Genomic DNA, 18,551 nt, shown 5'->3' with positions numbered 1-18,551 from the left:
AGCGGTGAACCTGATGAGTGAGAACCCGAGCAAAACCGCCGCGATCGAGGAGATGCGTTTTCGTCTGCTGATCGATGCGGTGGTCGATTATGCGATTTACATGATCGACCCGGACGGCATCATCACCAGTTGGAACTCCGGCGCCAAACGCTTCAAGGGCTACGAAAGGGAAGAGATTCTCGGCGAGCACTTCTCACGTTTCTACACCGAGCAGGATCGCGCGGCCGGCTTGCCGCAACGGGCGCTGGACACGGCAATCGGCGAAGGGCGATTCGAAGGCGAGGGCTGGCGGGTACGCAAGGACGGCACACACTTCTGGTGCCATGTGGTGATCGATCCGATCATCGATCCGGACGGGACGCTGCTGGGTTTTGCCAAGATCACTCGCGACCTGACCGACCGCAAGATGGCCGAAGAAACCCTCAAGCGAAGCGAGCAGCAGTTCCGTCTGCTGGTGCAGGGGGTGACCGACTACGCCCTGTACATGCTCAGTCCTGACGGTCGGGTGTCGAACTGGAATCAGGGCGCGCAGCGGATCAAGGGGTATCTGCCGGAAGAAATCATCGGCGAGCATTTCTCGATCTTCTACACCGCACAGGACCGTGAGCGCGGCGAACCGCAACGGGCGCTGGAAATCGCAGCCCGCGAAGGTCGCTTCGAAAACAAGAGCTGGCGGGTACGCAAGGATGGCAGCCGGTTTCTAGCGCATGTGGTGATCGATGCCATCCGCGGCGACACCGGGACCCTGCTCGGTTTCGCCAAGATTACCCGCGACGTGACGGAGGCTCATCAGTCGCAACAGGCACTGGAAAAAACCCGCGAAGCATTGTTCCAGGCGCAGAAGATGCAGGCCATCGGCCAACTCAGTGGCGGCATCGCCCATGACTTCAACAACCTGTTGACCGTGATCCTCGGCAATCTTGAAATTGTGAGCAAGCGCGTTGGTGATGACCCGAAACTCAAGCGCCTGCTGGAAAACGCCACCCAAGGTGCCTTGCGTGGCGTGTCGCTGACCCAACGCATGCTGGCCTTTGCCCGGCGTCAGGAGCTGAAGACCGAGCCGGTCGATGTCGCGCAACTGGTGCAAGGCATTACCGGGCTGTTGCGCAGCTCACTGGGGCCGGGGATCAAAATCGAAACCGCCATGCCCGCCGACCTGGAGCCGGTGCTGGCCGATACCAATCAGCTGGAACTGGCAGTGCTCAACCTGGCGACCAATGCCCGGGACGCCATGCCCGAGGGTGGCAGCGTGGTGATCAGCGCACGACCGGAGGTGGTTCTTGAGCAAAGCCATTCGCCGATGGCGGCAGGGCGTTATGTCTGCCTGAGTCTGATCGACACGGGTGAAGGCATGGATGAATTGACCATGGCATCGGCCCGGGATCCGTTTTTCACCACCAAAGGCCTGGGCAAGGGCACCGGGCTGGGGTTATCGATGGTGCATGGATTCATCGAGCAACTCGGCGGCCGCTTCATTCTCAAGAGCCAAAAAGGTCATGGCACTGCGGCAGAGCTCTGGCTGCCGGTGGCAGCGGGCGGTGTGAGCACGCCATTGGTGTATACGAATGCTGAACCGGTGGCGGTGCCACGGCTCAGTGTACTGGTGGTGGACGATGACTCGTTGGTGTTGACCAGCACCACGTTGTTGCTTGAAGACCTCGGCCATCGGGTGGTCAGTGCAACCTCCGGAGCCAAGGCTCTGCAATTGTTCGATCAAGGCGAGGTCATCGACCTGTTGATCACGGACATGGCCATGCCGCAGATGAGCGGCGCGCAACTGGCCCACGCGGTGCGTTTGCTCAAACCGGATCTGCCGATCATCCTGGCCACCGGATACGCCGAACGCCTGGAAGGCTTTGCGGCTCAGCTGCCGCGTCTGCCCAAGCCGTTCACCCAACTCAATCTGGTGGAGATCATCGCCCAGTCGATGAAATGAACGGGCCACATATCCGGCTGAACTAGTGCGTGACGGGGTGCTTCTAAACACTTTCCCTGCCCCGGAGCATGCGTCCCTTGCCTCGCATCCTGACCCAGCCCACTGCCGAAGACGTACTGACCGAACACAACGCGAAAATGTTCGGCTCTCCCAAAGAACGGCTGGATTTCTATCGCAAGGAAATCCAGTACGAAACCAGCATTCTGGCCAACCGCACCGATGCCTATCTGGCGGCGCAATCGTTTCTGGTGATTGCCTTTGCGTCGTGCATGGCCAATCTCAATCCGGAATGGGGCAAGCTGTTCACCCTCGTCGTGCCGCCGTTTCTGGCGCTGCTCGGGCTGCTCAGTTCGCTGAATGCCTGGCCGGGGATACGCGCGGCCTACGACATCATCGACCACTGGCACTACAAGCAAAGCGAGCTGTTGCGCAGCGAGCCGATCATGGGCTTGGCCTACGACGAGTCGCCGCTGTTCAGTGAAATGGAGTCGAGCCACAAGGGCTATCGCAAATCGCTGTTGTTTTCGGTGCGCACACCGTGGATTTTTGCCACGTTCTGGATGCTGCTCGGGATTTATGCGGTGTTCATTCAGGTGACCAACCCCGGAGGCTGATCGCCGGCCAAAGAAAAAGCCCGGACTTTGCAGCCGGGCTTTTTCGTGTGCGGTTTATTCGACGGTTTCAAGCTGCCGACGCAATTCCTGCGAATGATGCGGCGACATTGGAATCGGCGGAAAGTCCTCGTTGAGAACGCACAAATGGTCGATAGCTTCCTCGAACTTCGCATCGGCTTTGCGGCGCAGCGCTCGATAGCGCTCAAATTGCTCGATATCCAGATTGTCCGCCTCCAACAGCTCGTGAGCCGTTCGGTTGAGGGTATGGGCGTCGTCGAACAATTGACGATTGCGTTCCAGGGCCAAAGCCCTGCAAGCCTTGATTTGTGCAGGAGTCGAGCATTCTTTCATGACCGTAACCTTGATATTTTCAAAGATTCCTTTGCATGGGCTGCAAGCCGCAGGGGAACCGAACCTGCCGGACCCCGCCGAGTGCATCCAGCGAGGGGTTATGGTTGTGACTGCCGGAATCTGCAGAGGGATCCATTTATTTTTAGAAGAAAGTTCGATGGGTTAACCCAACAACATGCGCTGGAAAAATCAGGTTTTTCGTTTTTGCCGTTGTTCGTAGCGGGCGAGGATTGGCTGAGTACTGATGCCGTGCAGCAAAATGCTCAGCGCCACCACCGACAGCGTGATGTCGGTGCACAGCGTGGTGAGCGGGGCGCTGAGGCCATGGTTCAAGGCATAAAACAGGTAGAACAGACTGCCGATCCCGCGAATGCCGAACCAGCCGATCAACAGCCGCTGACGCGCGTCGAGCAGCGCGCCCCACGGCATCAGCGCAACGCAGGCCGGACGCACCACACAAAACAGCACCGCGCCTACCAGCAGCGCCCGCCAGTCCCAATGTGCCACCAGCACCACGCCGAGCAGGGTCACCAGAAACACTTCCATCGCCCGTTCCACCAGACTGCCGAACGACAGCATGTCGCCCATCATGATCCCGGCGGCGACCTGACTGCTTTCCAGTCGTTCGGTATCACCGTGTACAGCGTGCTGCGGTTCGATGTTCTGATGGCCGACTACCGGCTGCACCAGATGTTCGGCAGGCGGCTGGCTGGCGCCCGTGGACTTCACTTCTTCCTGACGCAAGCCCAGGCCCGCGGCAAACACCGCCAGAAACCCATAACCGCCGATGGCGTCCGCGCCGACGTAGGCCAGGGCAATCAGCGACAGTGCCAGGTAATCATTCGGGCTCAGCGTACTGTCGTCGTTACGAATGCGCAGCGAGAGTGTCACCCGACCAATGCCGCGTCCCATCCAGTACCCGGTCAGCAGTCCTGCGGGAACCGCCCATAACACACTGCGCAACACCCAGTCCTGCCACTCGCCGGGGCTGCCTTCGCCATGAATCAGCAACAGCCCGAGAATCACGAACGGAAAGGCAATCCCGTCGTTCAATCCGGCTTCACCGGAAAGGCCAAAACGCACGCTGTCGACGTCCCGCGCATCGTTGACCTGCACCAGCGCGGCGAGCACCGGATCGGTCGGTGCCAGGATCGCGCCGATCAGCAGCGACGGCCCCCAAGCCCATTGCAGGCCCCAATGCAGTAACAGGCTGACCCCGGCGATGGTCAACACCATCACCGGTCCCGCCAGCCCGAATGCGATCCGCCAGCGTTTATCGCGCAGCGGCAGACGCAGCTTGAGTCCGCAGACGAACAGCGAAAACAGTACCGCGACTTCCGTCAGGTGCTCCATCCACACAGCAGCGTTTTCCACCGACAGTTTCAGCAGATCGAGGCCGCTGGGGCCAATGCCGATCCCCAGCAACAGGCACACAGCCGAGGTGGTGACCGGCATCCAGCGCAGATACGAAGAGGTCAGCGCGAGGGTCAGCAAAACGGCACCGAGCACCGCGACCCAGATGACAAAGCTCATGTCTGATCACAGCATCGGCTTGCCACCCGTCACGCCGTAGCGCTGACCGGTGATGTAACTGGCTTCATCCGAGGCCAGCAGCACATAGATCGGCGCCACTTCCACCGGTTGCCCGGGGCGGCCGAGCGGGGTATTGCCGCCAAAATTCTGCACTTCTTCATCCGGCATGGTCGAGACGATCAATGGCGTCCAGATCGGCCCGGGAGCCACGCAGTTCACGCGGATTTCCTGCGGCCCGAGCAACTGCGCCAGTCCGCCGGTGAAGTTGGCAATCGCGCCTTTGGTGGTGGCGTAGGCCAGCAGTGTAGGTTTGGGCAAATCGGAGTTGATCGAGCTGGTGTTGATGATCGACGCGCCGGGGCGCATGTGTTTGAGCGCCGCCTGGCACAGACGGAAAATTGCGGTGATATTGACGTCGAAGGTCATCACCCATTCTTCGTCGGGAATTTCTTCGAAGGTTTCGTGGGTCATCTGGAATGCAGCGTTGTTGACCAGCACGTCGATGCGCCCGAAGCGTTCGACGGTCTTGTCGACCAGCGCCTGGCAATGGGCCTTTTGCGCAATGTCGCCGGGCAGCAGCAGGCACTGGCGGCCCGCCTGTTCGACCCAGCGCGCGGTCTCTCTGGCGTCGTCATGTTCGTTGAGGTATGCCACGGCGACGTCTGCACCTTCGCGGGCGAAGGCAATCGCCACGGCGCGACCGATGCCGCTGTCGGCGCCGGTGATCAGCGCGATCTTGCCAGCCAGTCGCCCGGAACCGACGTAGCTTTGTTCGCCGCAATCGGGGGACGGCTGCATTTTGCTTTGCGAACCGGGCACCGCTTGGGCCTGGGCGGGGAAGGGTGGTTTTGGATAGTCGGTCATCGCGGGTCTCCGAGGTCTCAGGGCTGGTATGGGCGGTTGACCCGGACGGTTTGCCGTGAGTTCGATCGGATGTTGGATGACCGCAAAACCAATGTGGGAGCGGGCTTGCTCGCGAAGGTGGTGTGTCGGTAAACGATGATGTCGCCTGACACACTGCTTTCGCGAGCAAGCCCGCTCCCACAAGGGGTTATCTGAGAATTCAGGTATTGCGGTGAGTCAGGGCACGCTCCATGCGGGTGATGCCTTCTTCGAGCAGCGAGCGCGGGCAGCCGAAGTTCAGGCGCACGAATTGCTGGTGTTGATCGCCGAAGTCGAGACCGGCGCTGAGGCCGACCTTGCCCTGTTCGAGGAAGAACTGCTGCGGGTTTTCCAGCTCCAGCGCCGAGCAATCGAGCCACGCCAGGTAAGTGCCCTGCGGCACATTGATGGTCACGCCCGGCAAGCGGCTGCGCACCGCATTCACCAGCCAGTCACGGTTGGCTTGCAGATAGGTTTTCAGCTCGGCGAGCCACGGTGCGCCTTCGCTGTAGGCGACTCGGGTCGCTTCCATGCCCAGCGGGTTGACGCTGTCGACCATGCCGCAACGGGCGTGGTTGACGCGTTCACGCAGGGCAGCGTCCTGGATGATCATGAACGAGGTCTTGAGGCCGGCAATGTTGTAAGCCTTGCTGGCCGACATCAGGGTGATCGTACGCTTGGCGATTTCCGGGCTCAGGGAGGCGGTCGGAATGTGCACGCGGCCGTCGAAGCACAGCTCGGCGTGGATTTCGTCGGAGATGATCCAGGCGTCCTGTACCGCGCAGATATCGGCCACGGCTTGCAGCTCTTCACGGCCGAACACCTTGCCGATCGGGTTGTGCGGGTTGCTCAGGAGCAGGGCGCCGCCACCGTTCAGCGCGTCGCGCAGGGTCTCCAGCGGGGTGGCGCAGGTGCCGTCGGCCTGGGCGACGAATTCCAGTTCGACCTTGTTCAGTCCCCAGTGGCCCGGCGCATGGCGCAGCGGCGGGTAGTTCGGCACTTGCACCACGACGTTCTGCTGCGGCTGCACCAGCGCTTTCAAAGCCATGTTGAAACCGGACTCAACGCCTGGCAGGAAGATCAACTCCTGCGGTTTGACCTTCCAGGCGAACTTGTTCCACAGGTCGGCGACGATGGCCTCACGCAGGTTGTCCTGAGCCACGCTGTAACCCACCAGCGGGTGCAGCAAACGCTGCTGCAGAGCCTCGATGATCACCGGCGGCGCAGCGAAATCCATGTCAGCGACCCACATTGGCAACACATCGGCCGGGTAGCGGCTCCACTTGGTGCTGCCAGTGTTGTGGCGGTCGAATACCTGATCAAAATCGAAAGTCATGCGCGGTCTCGTGAAGGCGGGTTGTTCATGGCCGCCATGATAAGCCGCAACCCCTGCAGGAGCGAGCCTGCTCGCGATTGCGGTTTTAAATTCAACATTTGAGCAAGCTGACCCACCGCTATCGCAAGCAGGCTCATGCCTGCAACGAGCGGTGTGAATACAGTTCCGACAAACGGCCGACGGTCGGTTTTCACACAGAGTGTGTGGTCTTTGTCTACAGTGAAAAAGTCGGCAGCCTTTCTGCCGTCACCGTGTTTGTCCAGAAAAAACCCGGCACCAGTACCGGGTTCCACCTGATCAGGAGTGCACGATGGATCTCAGCCGTCGTCAATTCTTCAAGGTCGCCGGTATCGGCCTTGCAGGCTCTAGCCTGGGCGCGTTGGGCATGGCCCCGACGCTGGCCTTCGCCGAGCAGGTGCGTCACTTCAAGCTCGCCCACACCCATGAAACCCGCAACACCTGCCCGTATTGCTCGGTCGGTTGCGGATTGATCATGTACAGCCAGGGCGATGCCGCGAAGAACGTCGCGCAAAATATCATCCACATCGAGGGCGACGCCGACCACCCGGTCAACCGCGGCACCCTGTGCCCGAAAGGCGCCGGCCTGCTGGACTTCATTCATAGCCCGGGCCGCCTGCAATACCCGCAGGTGCGCAAGCCCGGCAGCAGCGAATGGACCCGCGTCAGTTGGGACGAAGCGCTGGATCGCATCGTCGACCTGATGAAGGCCGACCGCGACGCCAACTTCATCGAAAAGAACGCTACCGGGCAAACGGTTAACCGCTGGCTCACCACCGGGTTCCTCGCAGCGTCGGCAGCGTCCAACGAAGCGGGTTACATCACCCAGAAGGTGATTCGCAGTCTCGGCATGCTGGGGTTCGATAACCAGGCGCGTGTCTGACACGGCCCGACGGTGGCAAGTCTTGCCCCGACGTACGGCCGTGGTGCCATGACCAATACCTGGACCGATATCGCCAACGCGAATCTGATCTTGGTCATGGGTGGCAACGCAGCAGAAGCGCATCCGTGCGGTTTCAAATGGGTGACCGAGGCCAAGGCGCACAACGCTGCCCGGCTGATCGTGGTCGACCCGCGTTTTACCCGGACCGCTTCGGTGGCCGACTATTACGCGCCGATCCGCACCGGCACCGACATCGCCTTCATGGGCGGGCTGATCAATTACCTGCTGACCGAGGACAAGATCCAGCACGAATACGTGCGCAATTACACCGACGTCTCGTTCATCGTCAAGGCCGGCTATGGCTTTGAAGACGGTATTTTCAGCGGCTACGACGCGGCCAAGCGCACCTATACCGACAAGTCCGGCTGGGGTTACGAGCTGGGTGAGGATGGTTTTGCCAAGGTCGACCCGACCCTGCAGGACCCGCGCTGCGTCTATCAACTGATGAAGCAGCATTACAGCCGTTACAACATTGATCTGGCGAGCCAGATCTGCGGCATGCCGGTCGATGCCATGCAGAAAATCTGGGATGAGATTGCCACGTGCTCCACGCCGGGCAAGACCATGACCATTCTCTATGCCCTGGGCTGGACGCAACACTCGATCGGCGCGCAGATCATTCGCAGCGCGGCGATGGTGCAATTGCTGCTGGGCAACGTCGGCATGCCGGGCGGGGGCGTCAACGCCTTGCGCGGGCACTCGAACATTCAGGGCCTGACCGACCTCGGGTTGTTGTCGAACTCGCTGCCGGGTTATCTGACCCTGGGCAGCGATGCCGAGCAGGACTACAACGGCTTCATCAAAAAACGCACGCAGATGCCGTTGCGTCCGGGGCAATTGTCCTACTGGCAGAACTACAGCAAATTCCACGTCAGCCTGATGAAGTCGTGGTACGGCGCCAACGCCACGCTTGAGAACAACTGGAATTACGACTATCTGCCGAAGCTCGACATCCCCAACTACGACGTCCTGAAGATGTTCGACCTGATGAGTCAGGGCAAGGTCAACGGCTACATGTGCCAAGGGTTTAACCCGATCGCCGCGCTGCCGGACAAGAACCGGGTAATGGGCGCACTGGCCAAACTCAAATGGCTGGTGGTGATGGACCCGCTGGCCACCGAAACCTCGGAGTTCTGGCAAAACGTCGGGCCGTACAACGACGTGAAAAGCGCCGAGATCCAGACCGAAGTCATTCGGCTGCCGACCACCTGCTTTGCCGAGGAGGACGGCTCGCTGGTCAACAGCAGCCGCTGGCTGCAATGGCACTGGAAAGGCGCCGACGGCCCGGGCGAAGCGCAGACCGACATCCGCATCATGAGCGAGCTGTTCCTGCGCCTGCGCAAACGTTATCAGGCCGAGGGCGGAAAATTCGCCGATCCGCTGCTGAAACTGTCGTGGCCGTACAAGATTCCGGATGAGCCATCGCCGGAGGAGCTGGCCAAGGAAATCAACGGCAGCGCCATGGTCGACTTCACCGACGCCAGCGGTGTGGCGGTCAAGGCCGGCTCGCAACTGGCGGCGTTCGCGCAGCTCAAGGACGATGGCAGCACCGCGTCCGGTTGCTGGATCTTCGCCGGCAGCTGGACCGAGGCCGGCAACCAGATGGCCCGACGCGACAACGCCGACCCGTACGGCATGCACCAGCACCTGGGCTGGGCCTGGGCGTGGCCGGCCAATCGGCGGATCCTCTACAACCGTGCATCGGCGGATGTCTCGGGCAAACCGTGGGATCCGAAAAAACGCCTCGTATGGTGGAACGGCAAGGCCTGGGGCGGCACCGACGTGCCGGACTACAAGGCCGATGTGCCGCCGGAAGCCGGGATGAACCCGTTCATCATGAACCCCGAAGGCGTGGCGCGGTTCTTCGCCGTCGACAAGATGAACGAAGGGCCATTCCCCGAACATTACGAGCCGTTTGAAACGCCGATCGGCATCAACCCACTGCACCCGCAAAACAAGAAAGCCACCAGCAACCCGGCGGCGCGGATCTTCGATTCGGTCTGGGAAAGCCTCGGCGAAGCCAAGGACTTCCCCTACGCCGGCACCAGTTACCGGCTGACCGAGCATTTCCACTTCTGGAGCAAGCATTGCAAGTTGAATGCGATTGCCCAGCCGGAGCAGTTCGTCGAGATCGGCGAAGTGCTGGCGAAGGAGAAGGGCATTGCGGCCGGGGATCGGGTGCGGGTCAGCTGCAAGCGCGGGTTCATCGAGGCGGTCGCGGTGGTGACCAAACGCATCCGGCCGCTGCAAGTCAACGGTCAGGTGGTGCATCAGATCGGCATCCCGTTGCACTGGGGGTTCACCGGTCAGACGCGACACGGTTACCTGACCAACACCTTGGTGCCGTTTCTTGGCGATGGCAACACACAGACCCCGGAATCCAAGTCATTCCTGGTCAACGTGGAGAAGCTCTGATGGAGAATCTATAGATGGCCAGCCAAGACATCATTGCCCGCTCGGCCACCACCACGGTGCCGCCCTCGGTGAGGAATCAGCAGGAAGTCGCCAAGCTGATCGATACCACCAAATGCATCGGCTGCAAGGCCTGCCAGGTCGCCTGCTCGGAATGGAACGAGCTGCGCGACGAGGTCGGCCACAACCATGGCACCTACGACAACCCGCAGGACCTGAGCGCAGAAACCTGGACCTTGATGCGCTTCACCGAACACGAAACCGACGCCGGCAATCTGGAGTGGCTGATCCGCAAGGACGGCTGCATGCATTGCGCCGAGCCGGGTTGCCTGGCGGCCTGCCCCAGTCCCGGGGCGATCATCAAGCACGCCAATGGCATCGTCGATTTCGATCAGGACCACTGCATCGGCTGCGGCTATTGCATCACCGGTTGCCCGTTCAACATTCCGCGGATTTCGCAGAAGGATCACAAGGCCTACAAATGCACCTTGTGTTCGGACCGGGTGGCGGTGGGGCTGGAACCGGCTTGCGTGAAAACCTGCCCCACCGGGGCGATTGTCTTCGGCAGCAAGGAAGACATGAAGGAACACGCCGCCGAACGCATCGTCGACCTGAAAAGCCGTGGCTTCGACAACGCCGGTCTGTACGACCCGCCAGGCGTCGGCGGCACCCATGTGATGTACGTGTTGCACCACGCCGACACGCCGAAGATCTACGCCAACCTGCCGCAGGACCCGAGCATCAGCCCGTTGGTGGGCTTGTGGAAAGGCATCAGCAAACCGCTGGGCCTGCTGGCGATGGGCGCGGCGGTGCTGGCCGGATTCTTCCACTACGTGCGGATCGGGCCGAACCGCACCGAAGAAGATGACCATCCCGCGCCGCCGGACACTTCGGTGCACGTTGTTGATCCGGCGGTGCACACCTTCGATCCACGCGGGGAGGACCGGCCATGAGCAACAAGACGATCCTGCGTTACACCGCCAACCAGCGCACCAATCACTGGCTGGTGGCGATTCTGTTCTTCATGGCCGGGCTGTCGGGGCTGGCGTTGTTTCATCCGTCGATGTTCTGGCTGACCAACCTGTTCGGCGGCGGGCCGTGGACGCGGATTCTGCACCCGTTCATGGGCGTGCTGATGTTTGTGCTGTTCCTTGGCCTGGTCTTCCGCTTCTGGCGCTCGAATTTCTTTATCGACAACGACTGGAAGTGGATGCGCCGCATTGATCGGGTGTTGGTCAACGATGAAGAAAGCGTGCCGCCGGTGGGCAAGTACAACGCCGGGCAGAAGATGCTGTTCTGGACTTTACTGCTGTGCATGCTCGGGTTGCTGTTGACCGGGCTGGTGATCTGGCGCGCGTATTTCAGTGCGTATTTCGGCATCACCGTGATCCGTTGGGCAATGCTTCTGCATGCGCTGGCCGGGTTTGTGCTGATCCTCAGCATCATCGTTCACATCTATGCCGGCCTGTGGATCAAGGGCTCGGTGGACGCGATGCTGCATGGCTGGGTCAGCCGTGCCTGGGCGAAGAAACACCACGAACTCTGGTACCGCGAAATCACCCGCGATGAACGCAATCCGGATGTGCCGCAGCGACCGATCACCAAAAAGGGCTGACCTTTGGCAACCATTCTTGAACCCGGGGAAATCGAAGCGGCGGCCAGTTCGCCGCCGTTTCTGCACCTGCCACCGCACAACCTGTTCACCTTGCGCGCGCAACGTCTGGAGCAATTGGCCCAAGGGCATGCGCTGGCTGACTACCTGCGTCTGATCGCCGGGTTGTGCCGGGTGCAGCAGCAGGTTTTCGACGATCCACCGCTGACGGCGCCGTTTGATCAGCAAAGGATTGAAGCCTGTCAGCAACATGGTCTGCCGCCGTTCGCCGCCGATACGCTGGTGCGTGAAGAGGGTTGGCAGGCTTATCTCGGCGCTTTGCTAAAACGCTATGAGCCGGTTGAACAGCCCGCAGTTGTTGAGGCGGTGAATACGCTGCAGAGCGCAAGTTCGGGCCAGTTGCGCGCATGTGCGGTGGCCTTGGTCAGCGGCCAGTACTCGATGGTGCCGGCGCAACTGGTGCCGTTTCTCGGCGCCGGGCTGCAAGTGGCCTGGAGTCACTGGCTGCTCAGCGCACCCAACCTGCAACTGAAACCCGGTGACAGCCTCAGCCAATGCCCGGGTTGTGGTTCACCGGCGATGGCCGGGGTGATCCGCCATCGCGGCAAACACAACGGCCTGCGTTATCTGGTGTGTTCGCTGTGCGCCTGCGAATGGCACGTGGTGAGGGTCAAGTGCGTGTATTGCGAGTCGAGCAAAGGCCTCGATTACCTGAGCCTTGAGGATGATCGGCATGCAGCCAATCAGGCGCCGATTCGGGCGGAGGTCTGCCCAGGCTGTAACAGTTATCTGAAACTGCTGTATCTGGAAAACGATGCCGACGGCGAAGCACTGTCGGCGGACCTCACCAGCCTGCTGCTCGACATGCGTCTGGCGCAGGATGGATATCAGCGTCTGGCACCGAATCTGTTACTGGCGCCGGGAGACGAATGACCAGAACGTCTACACTCCTGAAAACTTGTGGAAGGGGGCTTGCTCCCGAAGGGGCCGTGTGAGTCAGATCATTTGTAGCTGACTCACCGCATTCGCGAGCCCCCCTCCCACAATGGGGGGCCGGTGTGCTGTGTCTGGACGCGTTGCGTCAGGTCATGCCGGAAAGTCTTTTGTTTTCGGGAGTGGCTGATGTCCGCAAGTGTTGCCCCGCGTTTACCGTCCATTGATGGTTTGTTGCGTCACCCGGCCTGTGTGCCGTTGGCCGAGCGTTATGGGCGTGAGTCGTTGCTGGCCAGTTTGCGCCAGTTGCTCGATGAGTTGCGCTCTAGCGTGTTGAACGGGCAATTATCAGCCGTCGAAATCAGCCCAGACGTGCTCGCCGGGCGCGTCGGCGAGCGCCTGGCGCAACAACAGCGCAGCCACGTGCGGCGGGTGTTCAACCTGACCGGCACGGTGCTGCACACCAATCTTGGCCGGGCGCTGTTGCCGGATGAAGCCATCGAAGCAGTGCAGATGGCCGCGCGATATCCGCTCAATCTCGAATTCGACCTGGCCAGCGGCAAGCGCGGTGATCGCGACGATTTGATCGAAGGCCTGATCCGCGAGTTGACCGGCGCCGAAGCGGTCACCGTAGTCAACAATAATGCCGCTGCGGTGCTGCTGACTCTGAACAGCCTCGGCGCGCGCAAGGAAGGCATCATTTCACGCGGTGAGCTGATCGAAATCGGCGGTGCGTTCCGCATCCCCGACATCATGGCCCGCGCCGGCGTGCGCCTGCACGAAGTCGGCACCACCAATCGCACGCATGCCAAAGACTACGAAGCGGCGATCAGCCCGCGCAGCGGTTTGATCATGCGCGTGCATGCAAGCAACTACAGCATCGAAGGCTTTACCGCCCGCGTGCCCACCGCTGAACTGGCCGAGCTGGCCCATCGGCATGATTTGCCATTGCTGGAAGATCTGGGCAGCGGCAGCCTGCTGGACTTGACCCGCTGGGGCTTGCCGGCTGAGCCGACGGTGCGTCAGGCGCTGCTCGATGGCGCGGATATCGTTACGTTCAGCGGCGATAAATTGCTCGGTGGGCCGCAGGCCGGATTGATCGTCGGGCGCAAAGAGCTGATCGCGAAGATCAAGAAGAACCCGCTGAAACGCGCGCTGCGGGTGGACAAATTGACCTTGGCGGCGCTGGAAGCGGTGCTCGGCTTGTATCGCGATCCGGATCGCCTCGCGGAACGTCTGCCGAGTTTGCGGCTGTTGACTCGCTCGCAAGCCGACATTTTCGCCCAAGCTTCGCGTTTACAACCGGCGATGGCTGAGGCCTTGAGCGAATCCTGGCAGGTCAGCGCCGTTCAGGCCTTGGGCATGATCGGCAGCGGCAGCCAACCGGTGGCGCGATTGCCGAGTGCGGCGCTGTGTTGTCGCCCGCAGGTTTCAAAGCGTTTGCGTGGGCGTTTTCTGCTGAATCTGGAAGCGGCGCTGCGCGGTTTGCCGATCCCGGTGCTCGGGCGCATTGACGACGATGCGCTGTGGCTCGATCTACGTCAGCTCGACGATGAAACAGCGTGGCTGGCGCAATTGCCGCAGTTGCAGGTCGAATCGTGATCGTCGGCACTGCCGGGCACATCGACCACGGCAAGACCTCGTTGCTGCAGGCCCTGACCGGGCAAACCGGCGACCGCCGCCCGCAGGAACGCGAACGTGGGATGACCATCGACCTCGGTTATCTCTACGCGCAGCTAAAGCCCGGTGCCGGGCTGACCGGGTTCATCGATGTGCCGGGCCACGAGAAATTCACCCACAACATGCTCGCCGGGGCGCAGGGCATCGATCTGGTGTTGCTGGCGGTGGCAGCGGACGACGGGGTGATGCCGCAGACCCGCGAGCATCTGGCGATCGTCCAGTTGCTGGGCATTCCCCGGGCGCTGGTGGCGATCACCAAGTGTGACCGGGTCGAACCGGGCAGGTTGGAAGAGGTTGAACGCCAGGTTCTCGATTTGCTGGAAACCGGGCCGTTTGCCGATGCGCCGACGCTGGCGGTGTCGAGCGTAACCGGGCAGGGCGTCGATGAGTTGCGTCAGCGTTTGTTGCAAACCCAGGGCGAAGTGCATGAGCGCAGCCGCGAAGGTGGATTCCGTCTGGCCATCGACCGCGCCTTCAGCGTGGCCGGCGCGGGCATCGTGGTCACCGGGACGGCGTTGTCGGGTACGGTTAGCGTCGGGGACAAACTGGCGCTCGGGCCGTCCGGAAAATCGGTCAGGGTGCGTGGCTTGCATGCGCAGAATCAACCCGCCGAACAGGCCTTCGCCGGGCAACGCGTGGCACTGAATATCAGCGGTGATCGGCTCACGCTGGAGCAGATCCATCGCGGCCAATGGTTGTTGGCCGAATGGCTGCACGCACCGACGCAACGGGTCGATATCGAGTTTCAGCTGCTGCCCGGCGAGCGCACGTTCGAACACTTTCACCCGGTGCATGTGCACCTCGGTACCCAGGACGTGATCGCTCGCGTGGCTTTGCTCGAAGGCCCGCGCTTGAACTCCGGCCAGCGCATGTTCGCGCAACTGCTGATCAACGCCCCGGTGCATGCGGTGAAGGGCGATCGGGTGATCCTGCGTGACCCGAGCGCGCAACGCACCCTCGGCGGTGGCCAGGTGCTCGACCCGTTCGCCCCGGCCCGACAACGCCGCAGCCCGGAACGGATGGCGCAACTGCAAGCCTTGGTGCGCAGCGACGGTCTTGAGCAAGCGCTGCCGGTGTTGCTCAACCACAGCGCCGGTGGCCTGGATCCGCAGCGGCTGGAGCGCCAGTTCAATCGTCAACGTGCAGACTGGTCACTACCGTCCAACGTGCGCCTGATCGACACCCGCCAAGGCCCGGTGCTGTTCAACGTGCAGCGTTGGGGACAACTGAAGTTCACCGTGCTGGAGCAACTGGCAAAACTCCATGAGCTGGAACCCGACCAGATGGGCCCGGATCGCGACCGTCTGCGGCGCTTCAGCGGTCTGGCGCTGGAGCGTTCGACCTTTGCCAGCCTGCTGGACGAATTGCGTGCCGCCGGATCGATCAACGCCAGTGGGCCGTGGCTGCACCTGCCGGATCATCAGGTACGTTTGAATGCCGAAGACGAAACCCTGTGGCTGCGCCTGCAGCCGCTGTTCGAACAGGCCGGATACGATCCGCCGTGGGTGCGCGATGTCGCTAAAATACTCGGTGAGGACGACGCGGCAGTGCGCCTGTTGCTGCGCAAACTGGCGCGCCTGGGGCTGATGTACCAAGTGGTGCGTGACCTGTTTCTGCCTGACGTGCAACTGCGGCGCATGGCCAGTGTGCTGCTGCAACTGGAACAGGAAAATCCACAGATCCAGGTGACAACGTTCCGTGATGCGCTAGGCTTGGGACGCAAACGCTGTATTCAGTATCTGGAATATTTCGACCGCCTTGGCCTGACCCGACGCATCGGCGAATCCCGCGTGATCCGCCACGACAACGCGCTGGCCAGTGCCGACGCACCCTGAGTTCAAAGGAAGGCAATCGCGCCCGGTGGCGCGGCCGGGCTTCAAACCCGGTTGGGGACGGCATCCGTTCCCGGGCAGGTTCGACTCCGGCTGCCTTCCGCCAATTACGCACCATTCAAAAAACCTCTGTGGGATCGGGCTTGCTCGCGAATGCGGTGTGTCATTCAACATCTGTGTTGAATTATCGGCCGCCTTCGCGAGCAAGCCCGATCCCACAATGGCTGTCGGTTTACAGGCGGCCATACTCGCGGGCCGTGCGATCGACGGCGATGCGAGTCTTGTCGACCAATTCATCCAGCTCCGCCCGCGTGGCAATCAGCGCCGGGGCCATGATCATTCGTCCCAGAGTAGAGCGGATGATCAAGCCTTCTTCAAAGCCAATGGTGCGGCAACGCCAGGCGATGTCGTTCTCGTTGGCGAAACGCTTGCGGGTGGCTTTGTCTTCGGCGAACTGCAACGCGGCAACCAAACCAACGCCCTGAATTTCACCCACCAGCGGATGGTTGCCGAACACTTCGCGCAGGCAGTTCTGCAGATAAGGCCCGGTATCGTTTTTCACTTGGGTGACCACGCCTTCATCGCGCAACGCCTTGAGGTTGGCAATCGCCACCGCTGCGGCCACTGGGTGCCCGGAGTAGGTCAGGCCGTGGGCGAACACGCCGCCTTTTTCCACCAGCGCTTCAGCCATGCGCCGCGACAGGATCAGGCCGCCCATGGGGATGTAGCCGGAGGTCAGGCCCTTGGCGATCGACAGGGTGTCGGGCTCGAAACCGAAGGCCTGATGCGCAAACCATTCGCCGGTACGGCCGAAACCGCCGATGACTTCGTCGGCGCACAGCAGCACGTCGTACTTTCGGCAGATGCGCTGGATTTCCGGCCAGTAAGTGGCAGGCGGGATGATCATGCCGCCGGCGCCCTGGAACGGTTCAGCGACGAACGCGGCAACCTTGTCGGCGCCCAGTTCGAGAATCTTGTCTTCCAGTTGTTTCGCTGCGCGCAGGCCGAATTCTTCGGGGCTGAGGTCACCTTCGTGGGCGAACCAGTACGGTTCATCAATGTGCGCCACGTCGGGGATGGTGCCGCCCATTTCGTGCATGAACTTCATGCCGCCCAGCGCCGTCGCGGCCAGGGTCGAGCCGTGGTAGCCGTTCCAGCGGCCGATCATGATTTTCTTTTCGGGTTGGCCCATCACCTGCCAGAACTTGCGCACGGTGCGGATCAGCACTTCGTTGGCTTCGGAGCCGGAGTTGGTGTAGATCGCGTGGCTGTAGTGCTTGGGCAACAGGCTGAACAGCAGTTCCGACAACTCGATCACCTGCGGGTGAGTGGTGTGGAAGAACATGTTGTAGTAGGGCAGTTGTTGCAGCTGTGCAGTCGCGGCGGCGGCCAGGTCCTTGCGCCCGTAACCGAGGTTGGTGCACCACAGGCCAGACATGCCGTCGAGATAACGATTGCCGTCGTTGTCCCACAACGCCAGGCGATCACCGCTGACCATCACCCGCGGGCCTTCCTCGTTGAGTGCTTTCTGGTCGACGAACGCATGAATGTGGTGGGCGGCGTCGGCGGCCTGGTAATCGCGGGTACTGCGGGTCGGATCGAATTCGGCGGACATGGCTGATCTCCAGAGAATGGGGCGGGTGAGTGCGTTCATTCCAGCGCTGCACGGCTAATATTTGTCACTTTAAAATATTTTTGTAAAGAAAATATTTGTCGGTGAAAAAAGATATCCGTAGGCTGATCGCCATTGGCAAGGATCATCAGAGGCAACATGAGCGGACTCAGAGAGCGGCAGAAGGAACAGCGCCGGCAAGTGATTGCCGAAGCGGCACTTGAGCTGTTCAAGACCAACGGCTTTGCAGCCACCACACTGGACCAGATTGCGGTGCAGGCCGGGGTGTCCGCGCCGACGGTGGTGAATTACTTCGGCGGCAAGCAGGAGATTCTGCTGGCGTTGCTCAAGCAGCCCGACGAGCAGGCCATGCGTGATGCGCGGGCCAATCTGGATGACGACAGCGATCCATTGGAGGCGCTGTGCGAGTTCGAAGGGCTGATGACCGATTACCAGCTGCAGGCAATGCCGGCCTCACTGTGGCGCGAACTGGCGCCGTTCCTGCTGACCGGTGAACTGGCCCAGGCCTTGAGCCCGTGGAATGTGGCAGTGATTGAAGAGACCAAGGCGTTGCTTGGGCATTTTCAGGCGCAGGGCAAGGTGCGTGCATCGGTCGATCTGGAGGTGGCCGCGACGCTGTTCAACCAGTACGCGAACATGGCGTTCATTCGTCTGGCGACCCAGGAAGTGCCGGATCGACCGGCGCATGCCTTGCACATGCGCGGGGTGCTGACGCTGTTGTGTCACGGCATGCTGGAGAGGTGAACCTGGCGTGCAGAGCTTGCGCGCAGCAGCCGGACGGTAGAGGTACCTGTCAACTCTGACAGTTATGTCGGCGGCCAAAGCGACTTACGCTC

At 61.4% G+C, this 18,551-nt stretch carries 14 protein-coding genes and 1 tRNA gene; 10 read left to right on the top strand and 5 right to left on the bottom strand.

From position 1 onward, the window contains the following. The first annotated feature begins 13 nt into the window (after window positions 1-13). Window positions 14-1,936 carry a hybrid sensor histidine kinase/response regulator gene (locus tag AC1UK9_RS14525; protein WP_482577764.1) on the top strand — a complete coding sequence of 641 codons (1,923 nt, stop codon included), beginning with the start codon at window positions 14-16 and terminating at the stop codon, window positions 1,934-1,936. 77 nt (window positions 1,937-2,013) lie between these two features. Further along, a complete protein-coding gene (locus AC1UK9_RS14520; RefSeq protein WP_473015809.1) occupies window positions 2,014-2,550 on the top strand; it encodes a hypothetical protein in 537 nt (178 codons plus the stop codon). A 54-nt stretch (window positions 2,551-2,604) separates the two neighbouring features. Here the strand turns inward: AC1UK9_RS14520 and AC1UK9_RS14515 are convergent, their stop codons facing one another. From AC1UK9_RS14515 to AC1UK9_RS14500, 4 genes are all read right to left on the bottom strand, one after another. Then, the gene (locus AC1UK9_RS14515; RefSeq protein WP_482577762.1) at window positions 2,605-2,901 is read right to left on the bottom strand and encodes a hypothetical protein; all 297 of its coding nucleotides are present in this window, start codon (window positions 2,899-2,901) and stop codon (window positions 2,605-2,607) included. A 189-nt stretch (window positions 2,902-3,090) separates the two neighbouring features. Continuing rightward, window positions 3,091-4,434 carry a cation:proton antiporter gene (locus tag AC1UK9_RS14510; protein ID WP_473015808.1) on the bottom strand — a complete coding sequence of 448 codons (1,344 nt, stop codon included), beginning with the start codon at window positions 4,432-4,434 and terminating at the stop codon, window positions 3,091-3,093. A 6-nt stretch (window positions 4,435-4,440) separates the two neighbouring features. Next, window positions 4,441-5,298 carry a glucose 1-dehydrogenase gene (locus AC1UK9_RS14505; protein ID WP_473015807.1) on the bottom strand — a complete coding sequence of 286 codons (858 nt, stop codon included), beginning with the start codon at window positions 5,296-5,298 and terminating at the stop codon, window positions 4,441-4,443. 199 nt (window positions 5,299-5,497) lie between these two features. Next, on the bottom strand, window positions 5,498-6,652 hold the full coding sequence (locus AC1UK9_RS14500) for a MalY/PatB family protein (RefSeq protein ID WP_482577760.1): 1,155 nt from the start codon (window positions 6,650-6,652) through the stop codon (window positions 5,498-5,500). Between the two features lie 310 nt (window positions 6,653-6,962). On the opposite strand from AC1UK9_RS14500, the gene fdnG reads away from it, so the two are divergent. The 7 genes from fdnG (at window position 6,963) to AC1UK9_RS14465 (ending at window position 16,188) form a co-directional block, all read left to right on the top strand. After that, the gene (gene fdnG / locus AC1UK9_RS14495; protein ID WP_482577758.1) at window positions 6,963-10,028 is read left to right on the top strand and encodes a formate dehydrogenase-N subunit alpha; all 3,066 of its coding nucleotides are present in this window, start codon (window positions 6,963-6,965) and stop codon (window positions 10,026-10,028) included. 14 nt (window positions 10,029-10,042) lie between these two features. Further along, window positions 10,043-10,978, top strand: a complete 936-nt coding sequence (gene fdxH, locus AC1UK9_RS14490) for a formate dehydrogenase subunit beta (RefSeq protein ID WP_482577756.1) — start codon at window positions 10,043-10,045, stop codon at window positions 10,976-10,978. Beyond that, the gene (locus tag AC1UK9_RS14485) at window positions 10,975-11,640 is read left to right on the top strand and encodes a formate dehydrogenase subunit gamma (RefSeq protein WP_473015803.1); all 666 of its coding nucleotides are present in this window, start codon (window positions 10,975-10,977) and stop codon (window positions 11,638-11,640) included. Before fdxH ends, AC1UK9_RS14485 begins: the two co-directional genes overlap by 4 nt. Window positions 11,641-11,643: 3 nt before the next feature. Next, window positions 11,644-12,570, top strand: a complete 927-nt coding sequence (gene fdhE, locus AC1UK9_RS14480; RefSeq protein ID WP_482577754.1) for a formate dehydrogenase accessory protein FdhE — start codon at window positions 11,644-11,646, stop codon at window positions 12,568-12,570. 189 nt (window positions 12,571-12,759) lie between these two features. Further along, a complete protein-coding gene (selA, locus tag AC1UK9_RS14475; RefSeq protein ID WP_482577753.1) occupies window positions 12,760-14,172 on the top strand; it encodes an L-seryl-tRNA(Sec) selenium transferase in 1,413 nt (470 codons plus the stop codon). Beyond that, window positions 14,169-16,085 carry a selenocysteine-specific translation elongation factor gene (gene selB, locus AC1UK9_RS14470; protein ID WP_482580478.1) on the top strand — a complete coding sequence of 639 codons (1,917 nt, stop codon included), beginning with the start codon at window positions 14,169-14,171 and terminating at the stop codon, window positions 16,083-16,085. Before selA ends, selB begins: the two co-directional genes overlap by 4 nt. A 7-nt stretch (window positions 16,086-16,092) precedes the next feature. Then, a tRNA-Sec gene (locus AC1UK9_RS14465) sits at window positions 16,093-16,188 on the top strand. Window positions 16,189-16,314: 126 nt separating this feature from the next. Here AC1UK9_RS14465 and AC1UK9_RS14460 read toward each other — a convergent pair. After that, complete coding sequence (locus AC1UK9_RS14460; RefSeq protein ID WP_482577751.1) at window positions 16,315-17,697, bottom strand: aspartate aminotransferase family protein; 1,383 nt, start codon at window positions 17,695-17,697, stop codon at window positions 16,315-16,317. A gap of 156 nt (window positions 17,698-17,853) precedes the next feature. Between AC1UK9_RS14460 and AC1UK9_RS14455 the strand changes: the two genes are divergently transcribed. Further along, entirely contained in the window at window positions 17,854-18,459 is a 606-nt protein-coding gene (locus tag AC1UK9_RS14455; protein ID WP_473015799.1) for a TetR/AcrR family transcriptional regulator, read from the top strand. Window positions 18,460-18,551 lie beyond the last annotated feature (92 nt).

The sequence above is a fragment of the Pseudomonas sp. AK-TSAG1-1 genome (assembly GCF_056821665.1).
This window is presented reverse-complemented; position numbering and strand designations above follow the sequence as displayed.